This window comes from Rhizobium sp. 05N49 (assembly GCF_056396805.1).
The window spans coordinates 218873-242791 of record NZ_JBFTME010000009.1 but is presented as its reverse complement, the minus strand read 5'-3'; the positions used below and the strand labels follow the sequence as shown (position 1 = coordinate 242791).

The 23919-nt window shown below is 59.6% G+C and carries 23 protein-coding genes; 9 read left to right on the top strand and 14 right to left on the bottom strand.

Annotation, left to right across the window (positions count from 1 at the left end; all coding sequences use genetic code 11):
• Positions 1–19: 19 nt before the first annotated feature.
• From AC1DF8_RS19920 to AC1DF8_RS19910, 3 genes are all read left to right on the top strand, one after another.
• Positions 20–994 (top strand): MBL fold metallo-hydrolase, encoded by a 975-nt coding sequence (locus AC1DF8_RS19920; RefSeq protein ID WP_478154552.1) that lies wholly within the window; start codon positions 20–22, stop codon positions 992–994.
• A 20-nt stretch (positions 995–1014) separates the two neighbouring features.
• Positions 1015–1488 (top strand): tetratricopeptide repeat protein, encoded by a 474-nt coding sequence (locus AC1DF8_RS19915; protein WP_478154550.1) that lies wholly within the window; start codon positions 1015–1017, stop codon positions 1486–1488.
• A gap of 62 nt (positions 1489–1550) precedes the next feature.
• Positions 1551–2009, top strand: coding sequence for a DoxX family protein (locus AC1DF8_RS19910; protein WP_478154548.1), 459 nt, complete (start codon positions 1551–1553; stop codon positions 2007–2009).
• A 37-nt stretch (positions 2010–2046) separates the two neighbouring features.
• Here AC1DF8_RS19910 and AC1DF8_RS19905 read toward each other — a convergent pair whose 3' ends face one another.
• A complete protein-coding gene (locus AC1DF8_RS19905; protein WP_007817547.1) occupies positions 2047–2220 on the bottom strand; it encodes a DUF1328 domain-containing protein in 174 nt (57 codons plus the stop codon).
• A gap of 182 nt (positions 2221–2402) precedes the next feature.
• Between AC1DF8_RS19905 and AC1DF8_RS19900 the strand changes: the two genes are divergently transcribed.
• Positions 2403–3023 carry a YjbE family putative metal transport protein gene (locus AC1DF8_RS19900; protein WP_183890237.1) on the top strand — a complete coding sequence of 207 codons (621 nt, stop codon included), beginning with the start codon at positions 2403–2405 and terminating at the stop codon, positions 3021–3023.
• Positions 3024–3032: 9 nt separating this feature from the next.
• On the opposite strand, the gene AC1DF8_RS19895 is transcribed toward AC1DF8_RS19900, so the two are convergent.
• The 7 genes from AC1DF8_RS19895 to AC1DF8_RS19865 form a co-directional block, all read right to left on the bottom strand.
• Positions 3033–4139, bottom strand: a complete 1107-nt coding sequence (locus AC1DF8_RS19895) for a helix-turn-helix transcriptional regulator (RefSeq protein WP_478154546.1) — start codon at positions 4137–4139, stop codon at positions 3033–3035.
• A 185-nt stretch (positions 4140–4324) separates the two neighbouring features.
• Positions 4325–5752, bottom strand: a complete 1428-nt coding sequence (locus tag AC1DF8_RS19890; protein ID WP_478154544.1) for a gamma-aminobutyraldehyde dehydrogenase — start codon at positions 5750–5752, stop codon at positions 4325–4327.
• A gap of 59 nt (positions 5753–5811) precedes the next feature.
• Positions 5812–6627 carry an ABC transporter permease gene (locus tag AC1DF8_RS19885; protein ID WP_112968718.1) on the bottom strand — a complete coding sequence of 272 codons (816 nt, stop codon included), beginning with the start codon at positions 6625–6627 and terminating at the stop codon, positions 5812–5814.
• Entirely contained in the window at positions 6617–7579 is a 963-nt protein-coding gene (locus AC1DF8_RS19880; protein WP_478154542.1) for an ABC transporter permease, read from the bottom strand. Before AC1DF8_RS19880 ends, AC1DF8_RS19885 begins: the two co-directional genes overlap by 11 nt.
• Positions 7576–8562: an ABC transporter ATP-binding protein gene (locus tag AC1DF8_RS19875; RefSeq protein WP_113015450.1), complete on the bottom strand. Its 987-nt coding sequence runs from the start codon at positions 8560–8562 to the stop codon at positions 7576–7578. The genes AC1DF8_RS19880 and AC1DF8_RS19875 overlap by 4 nt, the downstream gene beginning before the upstream one ends.
• Positions 8563–8770: 208 nt before the next feature.
• Positions 8771–9931: an ABC transporter substrate-binding protein gene (locus AC1DF8_RS19870; protein WP_112968721.1), complete on the bottom strand. Its 1161-nt coding sequence runs from the start codon at positions 9929–9931 to the stop codon at positions 8771–8773.
• Between the two features lie 120 nt (positions 9932–10051).
• A complete protein-coding gene (locus AC1DF8_RS19865; protein WP_112968722.1) occupies positions 10052–10960 on the bottom strand; it encodes a LysR family transcriptional regulator in 909 nt (302 codons plus the stop codon).
• A gap of 179 nt (positions 10961–11139) precedes the next feature.
• On the opposite strand from AC1DF8_RS19865, the gene AC1DF8_RS19860 reads away from it, so the two are divergent.
• Positions 11140–11862 (top strand): hypothetical protein, encoded by a 723-nt coding sequence (locus tag AC1DF8_RS19860; protein WP_112968723.1) that lies wholly within the window; start codon positions 11140–11142, stop codon positions 11860–11862.
• A 12-nt stretch (positions 11863–11874) separates the two neighbouring features.
• Here AC1DF8_RS19860 and AC1DF8_RS19855 read toward each other — a convergent pair whose 3' ends face one another.
• Complete coding sequence (locus AC1DF8_RS19855; protein WP_478154539.1) at positions 11875–12765, bottom strand: AraC family transcriptional regulator; 891 nt, start codon at positions 12763–12765, stop codon at positions 11875–11877.
• Between the two features lie 132 nt (positions 12766–12897).
• On the opposite strand from AC1DF8_RS19855, the gene AC1DF8_RS19850 reads away from it, so the two are divergent.
• On the top strand, positions 12898–13650 hold the full coding sequence (locus AC1DF8_RS19850) for an SDR family NAD(P)-dependent oxidoreductase (protein ID WP_113145464.1): 753 nt from the start codon (positions 12898–12900) through the stop codon (positions 13648–13650).
• Between the two features lie 75 nt (positions 13651–13725).
• Here AC1DF8_RS19850 and lysS read toward each other — a convergent pair whose 3' ends face one another.
• Positions 13726–15222, bottom strand: coding sequence for a lysine--tRNA ligase (gene lysS, locus AC1DF8_RS19845; RefSeq protein WP_478154537.1), 1497 nt, complete (start codon positions 15220–15222; stop codon positions 13726–13728).
• A gap of 22 nt (positions 15223–15244) precedes the next feature.
• On the bottom strand, positions 15245–16699 hold the full coding sequence (gltX, locus tag AC1DF8_RS19840) for a glutamate--tRNA ligase (protein ID WP_478154536.1): 1455 nt from the start codon (positions 16697–16699) through the stop codon (positions 15245–15247).
• Between the two features lie 288 nt (positions 16700–16987).
• Between gltX and AC1DF8_RS19835 the strand changes: the two genes are divergently transcribed.
• The gene (locus tag AC1DF8_RS19835; protein WP_478154534.1) at positions 16988–18361 is read left to right on the top strand and encodes a pilus assembly protein TadG-related protein; all 1374 of its coding nucleotides are present in this window, start codon (positions 16988–16990) and stop codon (positions 18359–18361) included.
• 38 nt (positions 18362–18399) lie between these two features.
• Here the strand turns inward: AC1DF8_RS19835 and AC1DF8_RS19830 are convergent, their stop codons facing one another.
• The 3 genes from AC1DF8_RS19830 to AC1DF8_RS19820 form a co-directional block, all read right to left on the bottom strand.
• Positions 18400–19149: a TerC family protein gene (locus AC1DF8_RS19830; RefSeq protein WP_113015456.1), complete on the bottom strand. Its 750-nt coding sequence runs from the start codon at positions 19147–19149 to the stop codon at positions 18400–18402.
• Positions 19150–19249: 100 nt separating this feature from the next.
• On the bottom strand, positions 19250–20089 hold the full coding sequence (locus AC1DF8_RS19825) for an AraC family transcriptional regulator (RefSeq protein WP_183890223.1): 840 nt from the start codon (positions 20087–20089) through the stop codon (positions 19250–19252).
• Positions 20090–20193: 104 nt separating this feature from the next.
• Positions 20194–20874: a TetR/AcrR family transcriptional regulator gene (locus AC1DF8_RS19820; protein ID WP_113211891.1), complete on the bottom strand. Its 681-nt coding sequence runs from the start codon at positions 20872–20874 to the stop codon at positions 20194–20196.
• Between the two features lie 152 nt (positions 20875–21026).
• Between AC1DF8_RS19820 and AC1DF8_RS19815 the strand changes: the two genes are divergently transcribed.
• Positions 21027–22229 carry an HlyD family secretion protein gene (locus tag AC1DF8_RS19815; RefSeq protein WP_478154531.1) on the top strand — a complete coding sequence of 401 codons (1203 nt, stop codon included), beginning with the start codon at positions 21027–21029 and terminating at the stop codon, positions 22227–22229.
• Positions 22230–22251: 22 nt separating this feature from the next.
• Positions 22252–23853, top strand: a complete 1602-nt coding sequence (locus AC1DF8_RS19810; RefSeq protein WP_183890219.1) for a DHA2 family efflux MFS transporter permease subunit — start codon at positions 22252–22254, stop codon at positions 23851–23853.
• Positions 23854–23919 lie beyond the last annotated feature (66 nt).

Below are 23919 nucleotides of genomic sequence, written 5' to 3'. Positions count from 1 at the left end.
AACAAGAGGAGGCATAATCATGTTGTCAATGTCACGTCGCGCCGTCCTGGGATCGGCTGCCGCTGCGGCCGCATTCGGTCTGTCTTCGAAGATCGAATTCGTCATGCCGGCATTTGCCGAGACGCCGTTGGAGCCGACAGTCGGCTACTACAAATACAAGGTCGGCGATATCGAGGTCACGGCGATCTATGACGGTATCTGGAAAAAGCCGCACGACCCAGCCTTCATCAAGAACGCCTCGATCGAAGACACCAAGGAGGCGCTTTCCAAGGCCGGGCTCACGACCGAATTCATGCCGATCCCGCTGACGGTGGTCGTGCTGAAGGTCGGTGGTCGCACGATCATGATGGATGCCGGTTCCGGCGTCGGTCAATGGCAGGAAAATGCCACGCATCTGCCGGCCAACATGGCGGCGGCCGGTATCGACTACAAGAAGATCGATACGATCATGATCTCGCATTTCCACCCTGATCATGTCTGGGGCCTGATGGAAAAGGGAACGAACAACCCGGTTTTCCCGAATGCCGAGCTCATCGTCAACGCGATGGAATACAACTGGTGGACGGAGCCCGGCCGCGTCGAGAAGCTTGCCGAAGGCAGAAAGCCGGCCGGCAAGCGCATCGCCGCCGTCTTCCCGAAATGGAAGAACTGGAAGCTGGTGGATGACGGGGCCGAAGTCGCGCCCGGCGTCCGGCTGCTGTCGGCGCCCGGCCATACGCCTGGTCATTCGACCTATCTGGTGAGCTCCGGAAACAAGCAGCTGCTCGTCTCCGCAGACATCATGTACGTGCCCGCGCTGCTCGCGCCGCATCCCGACTGGCAGGGCAGCTACGACCAGGACGGACCGACGGCGATAGACACGCGCCGCCGTCTCATCGATCGCGTCATCGCAGACAATATCGCGATCTGCGGTTCGCACTTTACGTTCCCCGGCTCAGGCACCTTCGTCAAGGACGGAAGCGCCTATAGCTTTACCCCGACAATCCAGGCCTGAAAGGCTCCAAGGAGACGATCATGATCAAGACCAGCAAATACGTGGTTCTAACCTTCATCGGCTTTTGCGCCGCTTCCGCCGGCTTTACGGCGATCAGTGCGCTACCGGCTTTTGCCGTCGACAACATGGAATCGACGGACGCACCGGACCTTACTTCGGTGCGTGCCAAGATCGACGCCAAGGACTATGCCGGCGCGCTCCAGGAACTGCGCGACCTCGCTGAAGATAACCAGCAGGCAGACGTGTATAATCTGATGGGCTTCACGCTGCGCAAGACCGGCGACTTCAAGACGTCGCTGACCTATTACACCAAGGCGCTGGAACTGCAGCCGGATCACAAAGCGGCACGCGAATATCTCGGCGAACTCTATATCGAGACCGGCGACATGGCGAAGGCCGAGGAGCAGGTGTCCGTGCTCAAGCAGCTCTGCCCTACGGGCTGCGAAGAGCTTGAGGACCTGCAAGATGCCATCGCAGCGAAAGGAGGCAACTAACCGGCATGTAGACTGCAAGGCAGGCGGGTCTACCGCCTGCTTTCTTCGAAGAGGAGGTTACAATGGAAAACGCTTTAGCGGAAAACGCTTCGGGCCGGGTTCGGCTGGCCGATCTCATTCTTCTATTTGGCAGGTTCCTGCTGGCCCTGATCTTCCTGCATGAAGGCGCGACGTTTGCGGCCGATATGGCTGCTACGCTCGCTGCCTTTCAGAAGCTCGGATTGCCGGCGATCGTGACGTTTGGTGTCGTTGCCCTGCAGCTAGGCGCCGGTCTCTCTGTTGCTGCCGGTCTGTTGAGCCGGCTCGGCTCGGTGGCGCTAGGGCTGTTCTGCCTTGCTACGGCCTTTCTGTTTCACACCAACTTTGCGAGCCAGAACGAGTTGCTGCATTTCGAGAAGGATCTTGCAATAGCCGGCGGCATGTTCGTCCTGGCGGTGAGGGGCGCTGGATCGATATCAATCGACAAGCTCGTGAAGCGACAGGTGAAGGAGGTGTATCCCTGGCTCAAGGCGGTGCTCTAACCAACGGAAGTCGCAATCACCGCCGTCATACCCGCCGTCAGAAGATCGCCTGTCCTGCCATCAGGGCCAGGATAAGGAAGATCAGGAAGACAACGAGGAATATGCCGAAGAGGACGCGGGCGATCGTTGCGGTCGCCGCGGAGATGCCGGAGAAGCCGAAAAAGCCGGCGACGATCGAAATTACCAGAAATATCAGAGCCCATTTTAACATGGATATCCTCCTTCCGTGATTGCCGGGAGAAGACGCGCCAAAGCCAATTTTGTTCCAAATTGCTAAAATGGAACGCCTTCCTTGAAGGCGCATTACTTTGCCCCGCAAAGGCTTTTCAAAGAGGTCCCGATCTGTTTGAAGGGATCGTCATCGATTTGCCCCATCGACGAAAGCCATTGTCCATGAATGCCTTTCTGGACCCCCAGGTCATATCCGCCTATCTCGAAGTGATCATGATCAACATCATCCTGTCGGGGGATAATGTGATCGTCATCGGCATGGCTGCCGCCGGCCTCTCCGCCGATTTGCGCGGGAAAGCGATCGTCGCCGGCATTGCCGCAGCCGCCGTCGTCCGCATCGCTTTTGCCGTTATCGCCGCCCAGTTGCTCTTCATCAAGGGCATCACGCTCGTCGGCGGCCTGCTGCTTCTGTGGATCTGCTGGACGATGTTCGGCGAGTTGCGGGAGAGGGGCGAAGAGGGGGCTCAGGAGGAAGCCGGCCACCACGCTCACAGGCCGAAACTTTTCCGGAAGGCGATCGGCCAGATCATCTTTGCGGACCTTTCCATGTCGCTCGACAATGTCCTGGCCGTCGCCGGTGCCGCGAAGTCGAACATGCACGCCTTGATCTTCGGCCTTATCCTCTCCGTCATCCTGATGGGTGTCGCATCCAGCCTCGTGGCAAAACTGCTTAACCGCTTCCGCTGGATCGGCTGGATCGGCCTCGCCATCATCGTCTATGTGGCGCTCGACATGATATGGGAAGGCGGCATAGAGCTGTTCGCGCTTTATGGTCAGGCCTAATAGCCGGGTCTAGATTTTCAGGCTTGAGAGCAGCGATATAAGCTGGGACTGGCGCTGCGTGCCCGTCTTGGCGAGAACCTTCTTCACATAGCCGCGCGTCGTCTCATAGGTCAGGCCGGATATTTCGGCGATCTGGCGTGGCGATGAACCATCCATCAGCAGGCGCGCTACCGTCGTTTCCTGAGGCGTGAGCGAAAAGAGCCGGCGCAGCAGGTCGCGGCTTGGGGCCACTCGCTCCGAGAGGTCCGTGATGATGGCGACTGCGGCGGAATGCGAGAAGAGTTCGGCAGGTACACCGTTCAGCCGCTGGGCACGGATTATCAGCGGCGCCTTTCCGGGACGGGAAAACAGGACCGGCGTGGAAGCGGCCGGATTGGTGAGCGGCTCCTTCGAAAGCGTTGCCTGCAGGTGGCGGCGCAGGAGCCCCGTCTCTTCCTGGCGGAGAGTGACGAGTTCGCGATCGGCAATCCGGATGTTGTCGTCGAGCAGCATCTCCGCCCGCTGGTTCAGCCTGGTGATGCGGCCAAAACGGTCGAAAAAGACCACGGCGGTGCCGGCGAGCTCGAATGCCTCGCTCATGCTGTCGATCTTGGCAACATGCAGCGCGCGGATGATTTCGGCGGCGGCAGTCAGCCTCGACTGCATCTTCACAAGCACGCGCTCATCATCGCGATCGAAGGGCTGGTCTTGAATCCGGCGCTGCAGGTTGAGGCTCAGCATCGTATCACCGGAGGTGAAGCCCACCATGGCGGAATAGCGGAAGCGGAAGCGGGCCAGGAACTCGGTGTAGAAGCTCTCGTGCTTGAATTCTTCCTCGCCGGCGATGTCGTGTTCGATCACGACGCTCTTGGCCATCGCAACCGCCAGGCCGCGTTCGCGGAAGTCACGCTGATACCATTCCTCGTCGAAATAAACCTTGAAGGCCTCCAGCAAGTTCGGGGTGGTCAGGAAGCCGGCGGGGAATTTCCCGCGCACCGGCATGATATGCGTGCCGATGGAACCGGTGGCGCGGCTGATCTGCTCCAGCGTGCGCTCCCAGCTTGCCGGCATAAGAGCGGATTCCAGCAACCCGTCTAAAGCCGTTTCAAGCTCGGAGATATCAATGCGCGTCGCCATGAGTAGGTAATGCCTGACCGATCTCTTTCATCCGACAAGGAAGCACACTTATCGCGAGCCGACAAATAGTGTGAAACGGCAATTCCACGTTTAGAAATAGTATTTGCAGTTGTATTACGACAAAGTGACAAAAGTCACTGATGGCGACAGTGACTTTTGAATCAGATCAAGATTTTGCCGTTCAACTATCCGTGATTGATCATAACGTGACGGACGGCGGTATAGTCTTCCAGAGCGTAGACGGACATGTCCTTGCCGTAGCCTGATTGCTTGAGGCCACCGTGCGGCATCTCGTTGACCAGCATGAAATGCGTGTTGATCCAGGTACAGCCATATTGCAGGCGAGCAGCAGTCTTCATGCCGCGGCCGACATCCCTGGTCCAGACGGATGAGGCGAGGCCGTAATCGCTGTCGTTTGCCCAGTTCACCGCATCCTCTACCTCGGTGAAGCGGGTGACAGAGACGACGGGTCCGAAAACTTCACGGCGGACGATCTCGTCTTCCTGCGTTGCACCCGCGACGACCGTCGGCGCGAAGAAGAAGCCTTTATCGCCAGAGATCCTGCCGCCGGTGGTGATTTCCATATGCCTATGTTCGGAGGCGCGGGTGACGAAGCTTTCAACACGGTCGCGCTGGCGCTTGGAAATCAACGGGCCAATTTCGTTCTCGGTGTCGTCAGCCTGGTTGAAGCGGATGCTGGAGACGGCCGATGTCAGGTCGGCGACGAAATTGTCGTAGACCTTCGCATCGGCATAGATCCGGCAAGCGGCTGTACAGTCCTGGCCGGCATTATAGTAACCGAAGGTGCGGATGCCGGCGACGACGGCATCGATATCGGCATCGTCGAAGACAATGACCGGCGCCTTGCCGCCAAGTTCCAGATGGGTGCGCTTGACGGTCTTGGCAGCGGCCTGCAGCACTTTCTTACCGGTCGCAATGTCGCCGGTGATCGATACCATGTTGATTTTCGGATGGTTGATCAGGGCGTTGCCGACACTCTCGCCACGGCCGAGAACGATGTTGACCACGCCTTCGGGGAGGATATCGGCAAGGAGCTTTGCCATCTTCAGCGCCGTCAGCGGCGTCTGTTCAGACGGCTTGAAGACCACGGTATTGCCACCGGCGATGGCGGGTGCGAGCTTCCAGGCCATCATCATCAGCGGGTAGTTCCAGGGCGCAATCGAACCGACGATGCCGATCGGGTCACGGCGGATCATCGAAGTGTGGCCGGGAAGATATTCGCCGGAGACCGGTCCGTGCAGATTGCGCACGGCACCGGCGAAGAAGCGGTAGCAATCGATGATGGCCGGGATTTCATCATTCAGCACGGCGTTGATCGGTTTGCCGCAGTTCAGCGCCTCAAGCGTGGCGAAGCCCTGCGCATCCTTTTCAAGGGCGTCGGCAATTTTCAGGAGGTAGGCAGAGCGTTCGGATGGTGTCGTCTGCGACCAGGCGACAAAGGCTTTCTCGGCCGCATCCACGGCGGCGTCGATCTGGCCGATCGAGGCTTCAGCAAGGTTCAGCACCGTTTCGCCCGTCTTCGGGTTCAGAATGTGCTCTTCCGTCTCTGTGCCGCTTTCGAAGCGGGAACCGATCAGCATTTGCGTGTCCATGGGCGTTCTCCCTTGTGGTTGATCGAGTGGGGCGGAGGGGGTTCCGCATCCCGCTCCGGTTATTTGCCGGCGCCGGCGATCTGGTCGCCGTCGCGAGTGAGGTAATAGGCTGCCAGGATCGGCAGGAAGGTGACGAGTACGACGACCATGGCGACCACATTGGTGACCGGGCGCTGACGGGGGCGGATCAACTCTTCGAGCATCCAGATCGGCAGCGTGGATTGCTGGCCGCCGGTGAAGGTGGTGACGATCACCTCATCGAAGGACAGGGCAAAGGCGAGCATGCCGCCCGCGAGAAGCGCGGTGCCGATATTTGGCAGGATGACATGGCGGAAGGTCTGGAAGCCGTCGGCACCCAGATCCATCGAGGCTTCGATCAGCGAGGCCGATGTGCGGCGGAAGCGGGCAACGGCGTTGTTGTAGACAACGACGACGCAGAAGGTGGCGTGACCGAGCACGATCGTCCAGACCGAGAAGGGGATGTCGAAGAGGCTGAAGGCGGAGCGAAGCGCAATGCCGGTGATGATCCCGGGAAGCGCGATCGGCAGAATGACGAGCAGCGAGATCGCTTCACGGCCAAAGAATTTCGTCTGGCTGACGGCGGCCGCACAGAGCGTGCCGAGGATCAGCGCAATCACGGTCGCGATGCAGGCAACCTGCAGGGAGAGGCCAAGAGCCGACCAGACATCCGGGCGGTTCCAGGCGATGCCGAACCATTGCAGCGTCAGGCCTGGCGGCGGCCACTGGTAGCTCTTCTCTTCCGTCGTGAAGGCATAGACGAAGATCAGCAGGATCGGCAGATGCAGGAAGAGCAGGCCGCCGGCGGCTGCGATCTTCAGGACGAGGGGTGATTTCTGTCCGCGGTCAGAGCGCATCGAAGGCTCCCATGCGTTTGGCGAGCCACAGATACATCGCCATGATGGCAATCGGCACGACGGAGAAGGCAGCGGCGAGCGGTACGTTGCCAGCCGTTCCCTGCTGCGTATAGACCGCCTGGCCGATGAACAGACGGGACGAGCCGATGATCTGCGGGATGATGTAATCGCCCAAAGTCAGCGAGAAGGTAAAAATCGAGCCTGCGACGATGCCGGGCAGCGCCAGCGGGAAAAGCACGGTTCGGAACGTTTGGCGTGGCGTAGCGCCAAGATCGGCTGAGGCCTCGATCAGGTTGCCGGGCACGCGCTCGAGGGCTGCTTGCGTTGGCAGGATCATATAGGGCAGCCAGATGTAGACGAAGACGATGAAGGTGCCGAGATAGCTGACGGAGAGCGAATTGCCGCCTACGATGGGCAAAGCGAGTACGCCGTCGAGAAGCCAGGACAGATGGAACCTCTCGAAAAACCAGGTGAGGATACCTTCCTTCGCTAGGATCAATTTCCAGGCGTAGATCTTGACGAGATAGCTCGACCAGAGCGGCATCATGACGCCAAGATAGAAGAGGGCCTTCCATTTTCCTTGCGCATAGCGGGCCGCATAATAGGCGATTGGAAAGGCAACGAGGGCCGCGGCGACCGTCACCAGCGCCGCCATCAGGATTGTTCTGATGATGATGTCGAAATTGCTGGGGTTTAGAAGCTGGGCATAGGTGTCGAGGGTGAACTCGTAATTCACCATCCCCGAGAAATCGTCGATCGAGAAGAAGCTCTGCAGCAGCAGCGCGATCAGCGAGCCGATATAAATGATGCCGAGCCAGAGAAGCGGCGGGGTCAGCATCAGGAAGAGCAGCAGTTTCGGGTGGCGCCACAAGCTGTCCGAAAGGCGGCCGAAGAAACCGCCACGTTGCGGCAGGATCGAAGCTTCGGGCTTGGTGATTGCCAGCGCCGTCATGCCGCATCATCCATATAGTGCACGTCGCCCTGCTGCCAGGAAAGGCGGATGGCGGTGCCGATATCGGGGACGTCGCTGCCGGCCGGCAGCATGACGTGAAGACGCGATCCCCTGGTCTCGACGGCAAGCCGGGTCGCCGCACCCAGGAAGCTGGCATTTTCGACCCTGGCTTCAATGCCGTCAGCTGCGATGTGGATTGCTTCCGGCCGCAGGCTCGCCCAGCGTTTCTCGCCGCCAAGGGCTGTCATGACATCGGGTGCGATGACATTCGACGAGCCGACGAAATCGGCAACGAAGCGTGTTTTCGGACGCCGATAAATGTCCTGGGGTGTGCCGTGCTGGACGATGCCGCCGTTGTTGAAGACCGCGACGCGGTCGGCCATGGAGAGCGCTTCGCCCTGGTCGTGGGTGACGAAGATGAAAGTGATGCCAAGCGCGCGCTGCAGGCTCTTCAACTCCTCCTGCATCTGCTCGCGTAGTTTCAGGTCCAGGGCGCCAAGCGGTTCGTCGAGCAGGAGTACCCGTGGCTTGTTGACGAGTGCACGGGCGAGCGCCACACGCTGGCGCTGGCCGCCGGAGAGTTGGCCGGGACGGCGGCTGCCGTAGCCGGGCAGCTTCACCAGTTCCAGCGCCTTTTCGGCTTCCTTTATCCGCTCCGTCTTGCCGACGCCCTTGACCATCAGCCCGTAGGCGACGTTGTCGAGTATATCGAGATGCGGGAAGAGCGCGTAGTCCTGAAAGACGGTGTTGACGTTGCGGCGATAGGGCGGAACGCCTTCTGCGGTTTCGCCGAAGATTTCGATATGTCCCGATGTCGGCTGTTCGAAGCCTGCGATCAGCCGCAGGCAGGTTGTCTTGCCGGAACCGGACGGGCCGAGCATGGCGAAGAACTCGCCGGGCACGATTTCAAGATCAACGCCGTCGACGGCGCGCACCGCGCCGAAATGGCGAGACACCTTCTGGAAACGGACGGCTGACGTCATGGAAGCTCCGGACCTGTATCATTCGAGGGAGGCATTGCCCTTCGTTCTAAACGCGCTGCCCCAAACCCCTCCCCACAAGGGGGAGGGGCTTAACCTGCGGCGCCCACTCTCAAACCTTTCGGCGTTTCAGCAGGAATGCGGCGGTGCCACTCCGGCCCCTCGACTTTGCGAGGAGTTGGGAAAGGCACTTACGTTAATCGGCCTGGCGTCAACGCCCGCCGATCACGCCGATATAATCCGATACCCAGCGATGATAGGGCACGCATTCGCTCTCGGTCGTGCATTTGGCGACCGGGGTCTTCCAGAACTTGATCTTTTCGAAGTGATCGTAACCGTTGCCGTTGCAGCCGGTGTCGGTCAGCAGCTCGTTGCCCTTGCAGGCTGCCGGAACCGAGGGAACGGCGCCGAACCAGGCGGCGGCATCGCCCTGTACTTTCGCCTTCAGGGAGTGTTCCATCCACATATAGGCGCAGTTCGGATGCTCGCTGTCGGCGTGCAGCATGGTCGTGTCAGCCCAGCCAGTTACCCCTTCTTCGGGGAAGGTCGAAGCGATCTTCTGCTTGTCTGCCTGCATCAGATTTACCTGGAACGGCCAGGAGCCGGAGGCAACGACACCTTCGTTCTTGAAGTCGTCGACCTGGATCATCGCATCATGCCAGTAGCGCGAAACAAGCTTGCGCTGGCCACGCAGCAGGTCGAGGGCGGCCTTGTACTGATCCTCGTTGAGCTCGTAAGGATCCTTGATGCCGAGATCGGGCTTGTGCGCCATCAGATACATGGCCGCATCGGCGATATAGATCGGGCCGTCATAGGCCTGGACGCGGCCCTTGTTGGACTTACCATCAGGCAGGTTCTGCTCTTCGAAGACGACGTTCCAGCTCGTCGGCGCCTTATCCTTGAAAGTGTCCGTGTTGTACATCAGTACGTTCGGGCCCCAGAGATAAGGCACGCCGTAGTGGACGCCGTTCACCGTATGCCAGGGCGCATTCTGCAAGCGCTCGTCGATGGTCTTGAAGCTCGGAATCAGGTCGGTGTTGATCGGCTGGACGCGCTTGCCGGCCACAAGGCGCAGCGATGCGTCGCCCGAGGCTGTGACGAGGTCGAAGCCGCCTTCGTTCATCAGCGCCACCATTTCATCCGAGGTGGCGGCGGTCTTTACGGAAACCTTGCAGCCCGTTTCCTTCTCGAAGTCGGTGACCCAATCGTAATTCTTGTCGGTTTCACCGCGCTCGATATAGCCGGCCCAGGCGACGATGCTGACGGCGCCTTCTCCCTTGCCCAATTCCTTTAGCGGTTCGGCAGCGATAACCTGCGTCGCGAAACTCAGGCTCGCGAGGGCAGCAGTGCACGATTTCAGAAGATGCTTCATCGTCTGTCTCCCGGTTCGGTGCCGCTTTTGCGGCGTTTTGTTCCCGGAAGAAAAGGTGACGCGGAAAGGCCGGTTTCGCAAATTCATTTATCAGAAAGCCGATATCGGAAATTCCGATACCTAGCGGGATCTTCCCGATCGCATGTTCTCGGCGATAGCCACAAAATCGCGCGCCGCCTGCGGCAGGCTGGAGCCCTTGCGCCAGACCATGCCGACCTGCACGACGGGCAGAGAACCGGAAACGTCGCGGCTCTCGATACGGTCGCCTTCCAGCGACCAGGGGCGATAGACAAGATCGGGCAGTAGCGCCACGCCCGCGCCCGTGGCAACCAGGCTGCGTACCGCTTCCACCGAGCGAGTGCGGAAGGCGACGTGTGGACGGGCGCCGAGTGCGGTCAATAGTTTGCCGGTATTTTCCTCGATTTCATCCACCGTCAGCATGATCAGCGGTTCGCGGGCGATATCCGCAACCGAGATAATATCGGCCGAGACCAGCGGATGCCCCATTGGCAGCCAGAGGCGATAGGGGGAGGTTTCCAGAATTTCCGCTTGGAGAGCCATGCGATCACGCAGATTTGAAATCACCATGACAGCGACATCCAGCTCGCCGCCGACCAGCAGATGTTCGAGATAACTGCCATTGTCCTCGATGGCGCTGACTTCGACGCCGGGGCAGGCGCGGCGATAGCGGGCCAGCAGGTCCGAAAGCACATAGCCGGCAACAAGCGAAGTAACGCCGATATTGAGCGTGCCGGAAGGTATGTTCTGCTGGGCGGAAAAGCTGGTGCGGGCATCGGAGACCGTTGCCAGGATTTTCGTGGCGTGCCGCAGGAACTGGTGACCATTGTGGGTGATCGAGAGCCCCCGCGGGTGGCGTTCGAACAACACGACCCCGAGGTCGCTTTCGAGTTCTTTCAGCGCCTCCGTTATTGATGATTGGGAGATCGACAGGTTCTGCGCGGCGCGTGTGACCGAGCCCTGTTCTGCAACGGCGACGAAATATTGAATCTGGCGAAGCGTGAAAGCCATGGCATTTTAGAGCATGTGCGTGAGCGCTCTGGCAAGCGCAGGAGCAGCTGGACCTTTTTTGGTATTTTGCCACTTCGAGACAAAGTCAGAAGGCCCACTTAAACATTCGGAAACGTCATTTCCCTAGCTTAACAGTCACTTGTATTGCGTTGGAGTTTTCAGATGGCGGAGCAGTTGGCGTGAAGGCCTTACTGCGCATATTCCGGCCTTCCCGGAAATTGGCTTTGATCATCGGTGGTAGCGCCCTGTTAGCGGGCGTTTCCGGCGGTGCTGCGGTCTATGTTGGCAAAGACAGGCTGCTGGGTGACGAGGAAGCCGCTGATGGCGTGGCCTGCACCGACGTCAATCTCGTGACGATCAAGAAGCAGGATCATGTCTGGGTCCGCAAATACATCAAGACCGAACCTGTCGACGGCATGACACGCGTCAAGACGGCGTTGCGCGTCGCGCAGGCCGTCTATGAAGCGCAAAAGCCCGATCTGGTGCAGGTCGTCGTCCTCGACGAGAACGGTCCGACCCTGCGCTCGGACATTCGCGGCCGGGCGATCGGCGCCGACGTGGTCTATATTGCGCATCCCGACAAGATGGTCGAAGGTCTCGACGACAAGCCCTATACGGCCCGTTATTACGACGGCAAGGCGAGTGAGCAGGGCCTCTTCTACGGCGAACGCATCGAGTTGCCGGACGATCGGATCGCAACGCTGAATGCGAGCCTCAAGGACCCGGCCGATTGCATCGATCCCGTGGCCGTCGCCTCCACCAAGAAAGAGAGCAAGCCGGAAAAGGGCGCTGCTCCCAAGGAGGCTGAGGAACCGTCTGCTCAAGAGCAGGCTGCCAAGGATGCAGCCACTCCGGCAGGAGACGCTCCCGCAGAGGAGCCGCCTGTCAAGAGCGGCCACTAGTTCCGAAAACGATCAGGCGGCAGGCTTGATATTTTCCCTTATCAGTGAGGCATCGCGCGCCGGCGGCTGGCCGAAGAAGCGTGCGTATTCCCTGCTGAATTGCGAGGCGCTTTCATAGCCCACGGTGTAGGCGACCGAGGATGCATTTCCGGATTGGCCGATCAGAAGCTGGCGAGCCTGCAGTAATCGGATGCGTTTCTGGAACTGGATCGGGCTCATCGCCGTCACTGCCTTGAAATGGCGATGAAAGGCGGACACGCTCATCGAGGCGAGGCCGGCAAGCTTTTCGACCTCGACCGCCTCTGCGTAGTGATCGCGTACCCAGCGGATGGCGAGTCTTATCCGCGAGAGTGCGCTGTCGGGTGCCGCAATATCACGTAATATCCAGCCTTGTGGCCCTTGCAGCACGCGATAGAGGATTTCGCGTTCATAAGCAGGCGCAAGAGCCGGGATATCCTGCGGCCGCTCCATGAGCTGCAGCATTCTCAACCAGGCGCTGAGAAGTTCCGGCGTCATGTGGCAGACGGAATAACCGCCGCCTTGCCCCTCCTGATAGGTCTGTGGCGGAAGGTCGATGAGAAGGGCTGCGACCCTTGCCGGATCAAGCGACAGACTAACACCGATATAGGGCCTGTCGAGACCGGCTTGCTGCACTTTGCCAGTTGCGGGCATATCCACCGAGATGACGAAATAGGTGGTGGGGTCGTAGTAATAGTCCTGGCCGGCGATGGTGAGCGTCTTGCTGCCATCCACGATCAGGTTGACCATTGGCTCATAGATCGCCCCGAGCCTGTGCTCAGGGATCTCTCCCTTGACCATCAATATGCCGGGTATGCCGGTTTCCGTCGGGCGGTTTTCGGCGCGGGCCGTCAGGCGGCGCATCTCTTCGAACATTGTCTGCATGGGGGAATCCTGACCCAGCTCGTCATTGCGCGCAAGACAAAAGCAGGAATAGGCAAGAACGAGGCAGTTTCCGGCGGAGTAGCGGCCTCCCGTTTCCCCTAGCTTCCGGCCATCGAAAGCAAGGAGACACAGATGAAAATCGCAATCATTACCGGTGGCAGCCGGGGCATCGGTCAATCGGCAGCTCAGGAATGCGCGCGGCGCGGAATGGGGGTCATCCTGACCTACAACAGCCACAAGCCCGGCGCCGATGAAGCTGTGGCCGAGATCAAGGCGGCGGGCGGCCAGGCAGTCGCGCTGGCTTTGGATGTCGGCGATGCCGCAAGCTTTCCTTCCTTCGTTGAGGAGGTCAAGCGACTGCTTTCCACCTATTGGGGCCGCAGTGATTTCGATTGCCTCGTCAACAATGCCGGGTTCGGCATGTTCAATCTGATAGAGACGGTGACGACCGACCAGTTCGACGCGCTGATGAACGTGCACCTGAAGGGCCCGTTTTTCCTGACGCAGGCGCTGTTGCCGCTGATGGTGGATGGTGGCGTGATCCTCAATGTGACGAGCGCCTCGGTGCGTGTCGCAACGGCCGGTGTGGCGCCGTATGCCGCTCTCAAATCTGGGCTTGAGACCTTGACGCGGTATCAAGCGAAGGAGTTCGGCAACCGCAGGATCCGCGCCAATGCGGTCTCGCCTGGCGCTATTCGCACCAATCTGGCTGATGCCGCGCTGGACAAAAACCCGGAATTTGCGGCGCTGCTTGCCTCGCAGACGGCACTCGGCCGGATCGGAGAATCCGACGATGTCGGCCGGGTGATTGCCATGCTGGCGTCCGAGGACGGTGCCTGGATCAACGCGCAAACGATCGAGGTCGCCGGCGGCTACATGATCTGAGGCGGAATGTTTCAGGAAAAGCAAAACGGAGCGTCCTTTCGGGCGCTCCGTTTTGACGTTCAGGCAACTCGTTTCTCAGTCAGCCTTGGCGCGGCGGGCCGGGAACAGGATGACGTCGCGGATCGACGGCGCGTTGGTGAGGAGCATGATCAAGCGGTCGACGCCGATGCCGAGACCGCCGGCGGGCGGCATGCCCTGGTCGATCGCATCGAGGAATTCCTCGTCGAGCTGCTTTTCCTTCTCGCCGCGGGCATGCGCCTGCTCGAGCTGCTCCACCATGCGGCGGCGCTGTTCTTCCGGATCGTTGAGTTCGGAGAAAGCGTTGCCCAGTTCCCAGGCATTGCAATAGGTCTCAAAACGTTCAACGAGGCGGGGCTCGCCCGGCACTTCCTTGGCGAAGGGCGAAATGTCCTTCGGGAAATGCGTGACGTGCGAGGGCTGGATCAGCGTCTGCTCAACCTTTTCTTCGAAGATGAAGGCAAGGCATTCGCCCCAGGTCCAATCCTTCTCGACCGCGAAGCCGGCAGCCTTGGCGGCGGCACGCGCTTCCTCGTCGGTCTTCATCGCCAGGAAGTCGATGCCGGTGACGTCCTTGACGGCGTCCGGCATCGGCACGCGCTTGAACGGACCCTTGAAGGACAGCGTCTTGTCGCCGAAGGGGAATTCCGTCGTGCCGTGAATGGAGAGCGCTAAGCTCTCGAACAGCCGCTCGACGAGGTCCATGATGTCCTCGTAATCGGCATAGGCCCAGTAGCACTCCATCATGGTGAATTCCGGATTGTGCCGGGTGGAGACGCCTTCGTTGCGGAAGTTGCGGTTGATCTCGAAGACCTTGTCTGTGAGGCCCGAGACCAGGGTGCGCTTCAGGAACAGTTCCGGCGCGATGCGCAGGTACATGTCGAGCTTCAGCGTGTTGTGATGCGTCTTGAACGGCTCGGCGGTGGCACCACCGTAGACCGAATGCAGCATCGGTGTCTCGACTTCCATGAAGCCGTCGTCTTCCATGAAACGGCGGATGCCGGAGAGGATCTTCGAGCGCTGCTGGAAGCGCAGCTTGGATTCCTCATTCGTCATGATGTCGAGATGGCGCTTGCGGTAGCGCAGTTCTATGTCGGAGAGGCCGTGCCACTTTTCGGGCATCGGCAGCAGCGACTTGGTCAGCATCTCGATCTTCTGGGCGTTGATGGTCAGTTCGCCGCGCTTGGTGCGACGCACGATGCCGGTGACGCCGATAATGTCGCCGATATCGATCATCGGCAGCAGCGCGCGGGCTTCTTCGGGGGTCGTGTCCTTGTGACTGAAAATCTGGATCTTGCCGCCGGCATCGTGGATGTCCATGAACATGCCGGAGTTGCGCGACGAGTAGACGCGGCCGGCGACCGTCACGACATCCTGTGTCTCGACGTCGGATTCCAGGTTCTCGTATTTCGCGGCCAGCTCGGCATTGGTCAGCGTGCGGTGGAAATGCGCCGGATAGACGTCGCCGATCTGCTCGCGCAGCAGCTTCAGCTTCTGGGCGCGCACTTCCGTTGCATCGGAGGAAAGGGTGTTTTCGGTCTTGTTGTCAGTCATTGTCTGGATCCTCTGACTGTTCTTACTTCGAGCCAACGAGGGCGGCGACTGCCTGCGAGGCAAGTTTCAAGCGCTGGCGTACGACCGAGCGGCCGAGGATCGCCATGGAATCGAAGAGCGGCAGCGAGCGCGACGAGCCGGAAACGGCGACGAAGAGCGGTGCGACGACGACCTTCAGCTTCTTGCCCATGCGGTCGGCAATGGCGCGCAGCTCGGCTTCGATCGTCTCGACGTTCCATTCGAGGATCTTTTCGAGATCTGGCTGAACGGTGTTGAGGATTTCCAGGATCTCTTCTGGCGGCGACTTGATCTTGGCAAAGTCTGCGGGCTGCAGGCCGAGATCGGACTTCAGCAGGAAGCCTGCGAGATCGGGCAGTTCGCCGAGCTTGGAAATGCGCGTCTGCGACAGGCGAAGGCCGGCCATCAGGCGATCGTTTTCCATTGCCCAGTTGAGCACGCGGTCGCGGAAGTCTTCTTCCGAGAGCTTTTCGCGGATCCAGCGGCCGTTCAACCAGTCCAGTTTCTGGATGTCGAAGATCGCGCCGGCCTTGGACAGGTTCTCCGGGTCGAACTTTTCCGACAGCTCGTCCATGGTCAGCAATTCTTCGCCTTCGGAGATCTGGATGAAGAACAGGCCGAGGAAGTTCATCAGCGCTTCGGGGATATAGCCGAGCGCAGAATAATAGGAGAGCGAGGTCGGGTTCTTGCGCTTGGATAGCTTCGACTTGTCGGCGTTGCGCATCAGCGACAGATGCATGAACACCGGCTGGTCCCAGCCGAAATAGCGATAGAGCAAGATGTGCTTCGGCACGGAGGCCAGCCACTCTTCGCCGCGCGCGACATGGGTGATCTTCATCAGATGGTCGTCGATGACGTTTGCCATGTGATAGGTCGGCATGCCGTCGGCCTTGATGAGGACCTGCATGTCGACGGAATCCCACGGGATCGACACGTCGCCATAGACGCCGTCGGTGAAGTCGCATGAGCCTTCGGTCGGGATCTTCATGCGGATGACGGTGGTTTCGCCGGCGGCCATGCGCGAAGTGACTTCCTCGGCCTTCAGCGTCAGGCAGAGACCATCGTACTTCGGCGGCTTTCCGGCGGCACGCTGGCTTTCGCGCATCTGCTCCAGTCGCTCGGGCGTGCAGAAACAGCGGAAGGCATGGCCCTTGTCCAGCAGTTCCTGGGCGTAGGGCTGATACATGTCCTTGCGGTCGGACTGGCGATAAGGGCCGTATGGGCCGCCGATATCGGGACCTTCCTTCCATTCCAGCCCGCACCACTTCAGCGCATCCAGCACTTTCGTCTCGAATTCAGGTGTCGAGCGCGTCGCATCGGTATCCTCGATGCGCAGGATGAACTCGCCGCCATGCTTCTTGGCAAAGAGGTAGTTGAAGAGAGCGATGTAAGCGGTGCCGACATGCGGCTCGCCGGTCGGCGAGGGAGCGATGCGGACGCGGACGCCGGAAGCTGTCATTTTTTATGTGCCCGTCAATGAATGCCGAGCGGCTTTTCAAGGAAAGCGACGTCGGCCTGGAGAACGCAGATATCTTTCGGAAGCCGGCTGGAGAAGGGCATCTGCCCGCATATTCCGCCGATTATCCGTATGGCTGCGCTTAGGCCATATTCAAAGGGGAACGTCAAGAAAAACCGCTTTTGGCGGGCTTCTGCCGACCCGCCCGCGCGAGGCCGTTGGGCAATATATTAAGCTCTCCCGTGCATTACTTCAGGCATTGAACAATCCATTGTTTTTATGAGTGATATTATGCGTGTTTTCTTGATGCGTCTCCTCGCGGATCGCTGTGGTAATTTCGGTGTCCTGACGGCGCTGGCGATCGTGCCGCTGCTTGGTGCTGCCGGCATTGCAGTCGATTATGGCAGTGCTCTCGAAATTCACTCGGATCTGATGGGCGCTGCGGATGCGGCAGCGCTCGGCGCGATAGCGGCAAAATCGCCGGCCCTGCTTGCGGCCCAGCAGATGAAGCAGGACGGCGAAGTCACTGTCGGCGATGCTGACGGCAAGACGCTCTTCCTATCGCAGCGCGACGTGCATCTTGGCGCGGCTTCGCTCGACGTTGACGTCAAGGTTATCAAGTCGGGTGGCGATATCAGCTCCAAGGTAACCTTCACGGCACAGGTCCCGACGACCTTCATGCGGGTTCTCGGTCAGGACACGATGACGGTTACCGGTGTGGCAACAGCGATCTATGGCACAGAGAGCCGCGTTTATACCGACTTCTACATGCTGCTCGACAATACGCCGTCGATGGGGATTGGTGCCACGCAAGGGGATATCGACAAGCTTGTCGCCGTCTCGGCCAATGCCCAGGATGCGGCCGGCCGCAATTGCGCTTTTGCCTGTCACATGTCCTGGACTGGCAGCGATGGTGTCGTGCATGATGACAAGGGAAGCAATTTCTATATTGCCCGCCAGAATGACGTGACGCTGCGCATCGACGTCGTGGCGCAGGCTGCCAAGGCGCTCATGGATGACGTCACCAGTCTGCGCACCTCACCGGACCAGTTTCGCGTTGCCGCCTACAGCTTCGGCAAGGCGGCAAAGGAACCGGGTTATGGCATCATGAAGGTTTCGGCACCGACCATCGACATGGCAAGTATCGCCAATGCGGTTGGGCAGGTGACGCTGATGACGACCGACCATCATGGTTATAACGAGGATGCGCTGACGAGCTTCGATACGGCGCTGACCAATATGGGCAACGAGATCAAGGGAAATGGTGGCACCGGCACCAGTACCAGCGATCGCCAGACTGTCATTTTCTTCGTGACCGACGGCCTGGGCGACAGCCGCAAACCATCAGGCTGCACTGGTTACCTCGGATGGGCCGATGCCGACCGCTGTCTCGAACCGATCGACCTGAAGTATTGTTCGCAGCTGAAAAGCCGGAACATCAAGCTCGCGATCCTTTACACGACCTATCTTCCGATCCCGACGGACCCGATCTGGAACCGGGCGATCAATCCGACTTTCGGCACGCAGATCGGCCCGAAGCTCAAGCAATGTGCTTCCGACGATCTGTTCTTCGAGGTGAAGCCCGGCGACGATATGAAGCAGGCGATGTCGGTTCTGTTCAGTAAGGCCGCCGGTGCTGAGAAAAATCTCCGCCTCACCCAGTGAGGCGGAGCCGCTCAGCGAGGATTGAACCGAGGGGCGACCTAGTGGCCGCCTTCGCGCTTTCGTTTGCGGGCGTTTCTCGCGAACATGTTCAGCACCTCGACGAGGGCCGAGAAGGCCATGGCGGCGTAGACGTAGCCCTTCGGCACGTGGAAACCCATACCGTCTGCAATCAAGGTCGTACCGATCATCAAGAGGAAGGCGAGCGCCAGCATGACGATCGTCGGGTTGCGCTCGATGAAATTGGCGAGTGGCGTTGCGGCGACAAGCATGACCGTGACGGCGGCGATGACAGCGACGATCATGATCGGCAGGTGCGGGGTCATGCCGACGGCGGTGATGATGCTGTCCACCGAGAAGACGAGATCGAGCAGCAGGATCTGGCCGATCGCCGAGGCGAAACTCGTGCCTGTCGCGCCGGCGATGAAATTCTCCTGTTGATCCTCAGGATCGACATTGTGGTGGATTTCCTTGGTGGCCTTCCAGACGAGGAAGAGACCGCCGGCGATCAGGATGAGATCCTTCCAGGAGAAACCATGGCCGAAGAGCTCGAAAAGCGGTTCGGTGAGCTGGACGATCCAGGCGACGGTGCCAAGCAGGGCAAGACGCATGATGAGGGCTAGGGCGATACCGGTCTTGCGAGCCCTTTCCCGATGCTCAGGCGGTAGCTTGTTGGTGAGGATGGAGATGAAGATCAGGTTGTCGATCCCGAGAACAACTTCCATCACAACCAGCGTGACGAGCGCCACCCAGGCAGCCGGGTCCTGAATGAGCGTCATGATATCCTGCATCGGCATATTTCCCCTTGCGTCGCATATGGACGCGGACAATGTATCGTTGCGGACCTGTCGCGCAAGCACCGCAAGGGGATATACGAAAACGGTCGGGCTTTTATTCCTTGATCGGCAACCAGATTTCCGTCAGCCCCATTCCCGTATAGGGATCGAAACGCTCATCGTAGCGTTCGAACATGTCGGGCATGCTGCCATGTTCGAGGCCTGACGTCGGCCACCAGTTACCGAAGATCAGGTCCATCGTGGCCGGTATGCCGGAAACATGACCGCGGTGGGAGAAGACGGCGTAGCGCTGGGCCGGCAGCTTCAGTGTGGCAAAGCCTTCCGGCAGATCGTCGGCATCGGAGACCTCGGTCGCCGCCATATAGCGGAATTTCTCGGCCTCGCCGTCGATATGGGTACAGATCCCGTAGGCGACATTGCCCTTCTGGTTGGGAATATGGCCGAAATGCTGGTTGAACTTTTGCCAGAGCGAGGGGATCGCGGCATTCCCGCCATAGGCATAGGTTTCCTGGAGGCCGGCGAAAAGCATCGGCTGAAGGGTTTCGAAACGCGGCGGTTCAAGATCGTTGAGAGTTGCGGTTTTCATCCTGATGGGCTCCATCAATGCGAGATTGCGAATGTGCCCCTGTCGGCGCACCGCCTCGGGTGTCATGCCGAACTGGTCGCGGAAGGCACGGGTGAAAGCCTCGTGCGAGCCGTAGCCCGCGCCGAGGGCAACCTCGAGAATGCTCGATGAGCCCGAGATGAGCGATAGCGCGGCAACGCTGAGACGCCGTGCGCGGATATAGGTGCTGATCGAATGGCCCGTCACCAATCCGAAGACGCGGGACAGATGGTAGCGCGATAATCCGGCTGCCTCTGCGATCTCGTCGAGGGTTATTTCGGTTTCGAAATGGCTCTCGATGAACCATATCGCTCGTCCGATAGCGCTCATCTCTTCTCCCCTGGTTGCCGCTTCATTCCTAAAGGAAATGGTGCGGCCGGATTTGATCGCTATTGCGCAAATCCGGCAGAAAACCAATCAGGGTCAGGATGGGATCAGATGTTCTCGCGCTTGCGCACGCCGTAGGCGGCCATGAAGACATGGATTGCGCCGCGAATGACGCGTTCGATCTCGTTGCGCGGCGGCGGGCCTTCCATATTGCCGAAGAGGCGCAACTTGAAGAAACTGCCGCTTGCGAGGTCGAGGAACTGACCGGCGGCGAGATCGATATCGTCGATCTTCAGGGTGCCGGCTTGCACATGCCGCTCCAGGAAGTCGTGCATGATGGTGCGCAGGTTCTGCGGCCCCTTGAAGAAGCGCTGACAGAGAAGGGGCATTCGCTCACGCACACCGAGCACGGTACGCATGGCGTCGATGACCTTGTCTTCGGTCATGTGGGTAACGAAAGTTACCCCGAATTCGTACAGCCCTGCCTCGACGTCGTCGTGCTCAGCAAGGACCGTGCGCACGGCCGCGACGAAGGCGGCGCGCTCGGTCTCGACCATGGCGTGGAAGAGTTCTTCCTTGTTGGCAAAGTAGACATAGAGCGTTCCCTTGGAAACGCCGGCCTCGCGGGTCACATCATTCATGCTGGCCGCATCGAAGCCCAGTTTCAGGAACACGCGCCTGGCACCATCGAGGATCTGCTGGCGCTTGGCCGGATCCTCGCCCGCAGCAAAGCGGCCTCCCTGATTGGGTGGGCTCAATACGGCGGTATCCTCGGGCTTCAGTGTCATGTCTCCTTAACCGTCTTAGCGAATTCGTGTTTTCTTTTAAAGAAATCGAACCGATTGGTTCTATGCATCTTGATATGAAGTCAAAAACCCTTTATGTCAACTGAACCGAACCGTTCAGTTCGATTATTTTACTCCAGATCGGTAGCCTGTATATGTCGACAAACCAGAAAAGCAATGTCGCGCGCATCGTCAGCGAGAATGCCGGCGCCGAAGAGGTGAAAGCGGAAGCTGCAGCTCCTGCCGAAGCCCCGAAGGCCGAGGCACCGCAGACGGCTCCCGCGCAGCCTGCGCCTGCTGTCGCACCGGCTGCTCCAAAGAAGCGCCGCAGTTTCGTGCTGCCCGTCGTCGTGCTCGCTCTTCTGGGCGGCGCCGGCTGGTACGGCTACGACTGGTGGACCAACGGCCGCTTCCTCGTGTCGACCGACGACGCTTATATCGAGGGTGACATTGCGACGATCTCGCCGAAGGTCACCGGCTATGTCGCGAAGGTGAATGTTGTCGCCAACCAGGAAGTCAAGGCAGGCGAGGTTCTCGCTACCCTTGATAACGGTGACTACCAGAACGCCCTCGACCAGGCGAACGCGCAGATCGAAACCGAGCAATTGTCGCTCAGCCGCATCGATGCGCAGATCGAAGGCGCCAAGGCGAGCCTTGTGCAGGCCCAGGCCCAAAAGACTGCCCTCGAAGCCACAGTGCGCGGCGCGGAGATCAAGCAGAAGCGCCAGAGCGACCTGCAGGCGAAGTCGGTCGGCACTACCGCAGATCTCGATGATGCCAATACGGCTCTGGATCAGGCGAAGGCAAATCTTGCCGGCGGCGATGCCAACATCGTTTTCGCGCAGGCCAACATCACGATTCTCGAGGCTCAGCGCAAGGAAGCCGAAGGCTCCGTGCGCACGATGGAAATCCAGCGCGACAAGGCCGCCCGCGATCTCTCCTTCACCATTCTGAAGGCACCTTATGACGGCGTGGTCGGCAACCGTTCGGTTCAGGAAGGCGATCTCGTTTCGCCCGGTCAGCGGCTGATGGCGCTGGTGCCGACGCACCAGCTCTATATTGACGCCAACTTCAAGGAAACGCAGATCCAACATCTGGTTCCGGGTTCGAAGGTCAACGTCCATGTCGATGCCTACAGCGATTATCCTGTCGTCGGCACTGTCGAATCCATCGCGCCGGCCTCTGGCTCGGTCTTCTCGATGCTGCCGCCGGAAAATGCGACAGGTAACTTCACCAAGATCATCCAGCGGGTGCCGGTTCGCATCGCCCTGCCGCAGGATGCGCTTGATAGCGGCCGCCTGCGCRCCGGTCTCAGCGTTGTCGTCGACGTCGACACCCGCACGGCACCGGTGAAGTAAGCCCTAGGGCGGAGGTAGTCCCATGGCAGGGAGCGCGACAGCAACGGCGGGTTCGATCCCGGCAGCACCTGCGCACGCCGCCGATCGCATGGATCCCAAAAGGCTCATCGCTTTCTTCGCGATGGTGCTCGGCATGTTCATGTCGATCCTCGACATTCAGATCGTCTCCGCTTCGCTCGCCGAAATCCAGGCAGGCCTATCTGCCGGTTCGGACGAAATCGGCTGGGTGCAAACGGCCTATCTGATCGCCGAAGTCATCATGATCCCGCTGTCGGGCACGCTGGCGCGTATCATCTCAACACGGTATCTCTTCGCAATCTCGGCTGCCGGTTTCACCATGGCGAGCGCCCTGGCCGCAACGGCGACGAACATCGACCAGATGATCGTCTACCGTGTCATTCAGGGCTTCATCGGCGGCGGCATGATCCCCTCGGTCTTCGCGGCCGCCTTTACGATCTTCCCGCCGTCGAAGCGTGCGATCGTTTCGCCGATCATTGGCCTCATCGCCACGCTGGCGCCGACCATAGGCCCGACTGTCGGCGGTTACCTCAGCCATGCCTTCTCCTGGCACTGGCTGTTCCTGGTCAATATCGTGCCCGGTATCGTCGTCACGATCGTCACCTGGAATTTCATCGATTTCGACAAACCGGAACTGTCGCTCTTCAAGAAGTTCGACTGGTACGGCCTGCTGTCTATGGGTGTTTTCCTTGGCGCACTGGAATATGTGCTGGAAGAAGGCAATTCGAACGACTGGTTCAACGATAGCTATATCGTCATGGGAGCCGTCGCATCGGTTGTCGCCGGCATCGTCTTCTTCTATCGGGCCTTTACGGTGGAGTTCCCGGTGGTCGATTTGACGGCCTTCTCGAACCGAAACTTCTCCTTTGGCTCGGTTTTCTCCTTCGTCATGGGCATCGGCCTATACGGTCTTACCTATATCTATCCTGTATATCTCGGCCGCATCCGTGGTTACGATTCGCAGATGATCGGCGAGACGATGTTCGTGTCGGGCCTCGCAATGTTCTTCACGGCGCCGATCGCCGGCCGGTTGTCGACCAAGCTCGACCTGCGTTTCATGATGGCGATCGGTTTCGTCAGCTTTGCGGCAGGTACCTATATCATGACGCATCTGACGCAGGACTGGGACTTTTACGAGCTGTTCATCCCGCAGATCCTGCGCGGCTTCGGCCTGATGATGTGCATGGTGCCGATCAACAATATCGCGCTCGGCACCCTGTCGCCGCAGCGTATCCGAGGCGCCTCGGGTCTCTTCAACCTGACGCGTAACCTTGGCGGCGCCGTTGGCCTTGCTGTCATCAACACCGTGCTCACCACCCGGCAGGATGTGCATTACGAGCGGCTGCGCGAGAACGTTCATTGGGGCAATACGGCTGCAATCGACCAGATGAACAATATGACCGCCAATTTCAACAATTGGGGCCTGGATGGCGCTAATGTCGCGGTCAAGCAGATGGTCGGCCTTGCGACCAAGCAGGCAATGATCCTTTCCTTCAGCGATATCTTCCTGATGCTGACAGTGCTTTTCCTGGCGATGATCCTTGGCGTCGTCATGATCAAGAAACCCGCGCCGCAAGGCGGCGGGGGAGGCGGTGGCGGCCACTGACCTCCGGCCGTCATTGCAAGAAAGGCCCTCTTCGGAGGGCCTTTTTGTTTTTCTGCGCCCGGGTTT

Coding starts and splice junctions, on each gene's coding strand:
- AC1DF8_RS19875 (WP_113015450.1), bottom strand. CDS start 8,562: ATGACGTCAGCCGTCCGTTTCCAGAAGGTGTCTCGCCATTTCGGCGCG.
- AC1DF8_RS19870 (WP_112968721.1), bottom strand. CDS start 9,931: ATGAAGCATCTTCTGAAATCGTGCACTGCTGCCCTCGCGAGCCTGAGT.
- AC1DF8_RS19820 (WP_113211891.1), bottom strand. CDS start 20,874: ATGACACTGAAGCCCGAGGATACCGCCGTATTGAGCCCACCCAATCAG.
- AC1DF8_RS19920 (WP_478154552.1), top strand. CDS start 20: ATGTTGTCAATGTCACGTCGCGCCGTCCTGGGATCGGCTGCCGCTGCG.
- AC1DF8_RS19910 (WP_478154548.1), top strand. CDS start 1,551: ATGGAAAACGCTTTAGCGGAAAACGCTTCGGGCCGGGTTCGGCTGGCC.
- AC1DF8_RS19885 (WP_112968718.1), bottom strand. CDS start 6,627: ATGCGCTCTGACCGCGGACAGAAATCACCCCTCGTCCTGAAGATCGCA.
- AC1DF8_RS19855 (WP_478154539.1), bottom strand. CDS start 12,765: ATGCAGACAATGTTCGAAGAGATGCGCCGCCTGACGGCCCGCGCCGAA.
- lysS (WP_478154537.1), bottom strand. CDS start 15,222: ATGACTGACAACAAGACCGAAAACACCCTTTCCTCCGATGCAACGGAA.
- AC1DF8_RS19890 (WP_478154544.1), bottom strand. CDS start 5,752: ATGGACACGCAAATGCTGATCGGTTCCCGCTTCGAAAGCGGCACAGAG.
- AC1DF8_RS19900 (WP_183890237.1), top strand. CDS start 2,403: ATGAATGCCTTTCTGGACCCCCAGGTCATATCCGCCTATCTCGAAGTG.
- AC1DF8_RS19830 (WP_113015456.1), bottom strand. CDS start 19,149: ATGCAGGATATCATGACGCTCATTCAGGACCCGGCTGCCTGGGTGGCG.
- AC1DF8_RS19865 (WP_112968722.1), bottom strand. CDS start 10,960: ATGGCTTTCACGCTTCGCCAGATTCAATATTTCGTCGCCGTTGCAGAA.
- AC1DF8_RS19810 (WP_183890219.1), top strand. CDS start 22,252: ATGGCAGGGAGCGCGACAGCAACGGCGGGTTCGATCCCGGCAGCACCT.
- AC1DF8_RS19835 (WP_478154534.1), top strand. CDS start 16,988: ATGCGTGTTTTCTTGATGCGTCTCCTCGCGGATCGCTGTGGTAATTTC.
- AC1DF8_RS19825 (WP_183890223.1), bottom strand. CDS start 20,089: ATGAGCGCTATCGGACGAGCGATATGGTTCATCGAGAGCCATTTCGAA.
- gltX (WP_478154536.1), bottom strand. CDS start 16,699: ATGACAGCTTCCGGCGTCCGCGTCCGCATCGCTCCCTCGCCGACCGGC.
- AC1DF8_RS19880 (WP_478154542.1), bottom strand. CDS start 7,579: ATGACGGCGCTGGCAATCACCAAGCCCGAAGCTTCGATCCTGCCGCAA.
- AC1DF8_RS19895 (WP_478154546.1), bottom strand. CDS start 4,139: ATGGCGACGCGCATTGATATCTCCGAGCTTGAAACGGCTTTAGACGGG.
- AC1DF8_RS19905 (WP_007817547.1), bottom strand. CDS start 2,220: ATGTTAAAATGGGCTCTGATATTTCTGGTAATTTCGATCGTCGCCGGC.
- AC1DF8_RS19850 (WP_113145464.1), top strand. CDS start 12,898: ATGAAAATCGCAATCATTACCGGTGGCAGCCGGGGCATCGGTCAATCG.
- AC1DF8_RS19915 (WP_478154550.1), top strand. CDS start 1,015: ATGATCAAGACCAGCAAATACGTGGTTCTAACCTTCATCGGCTTTTGC.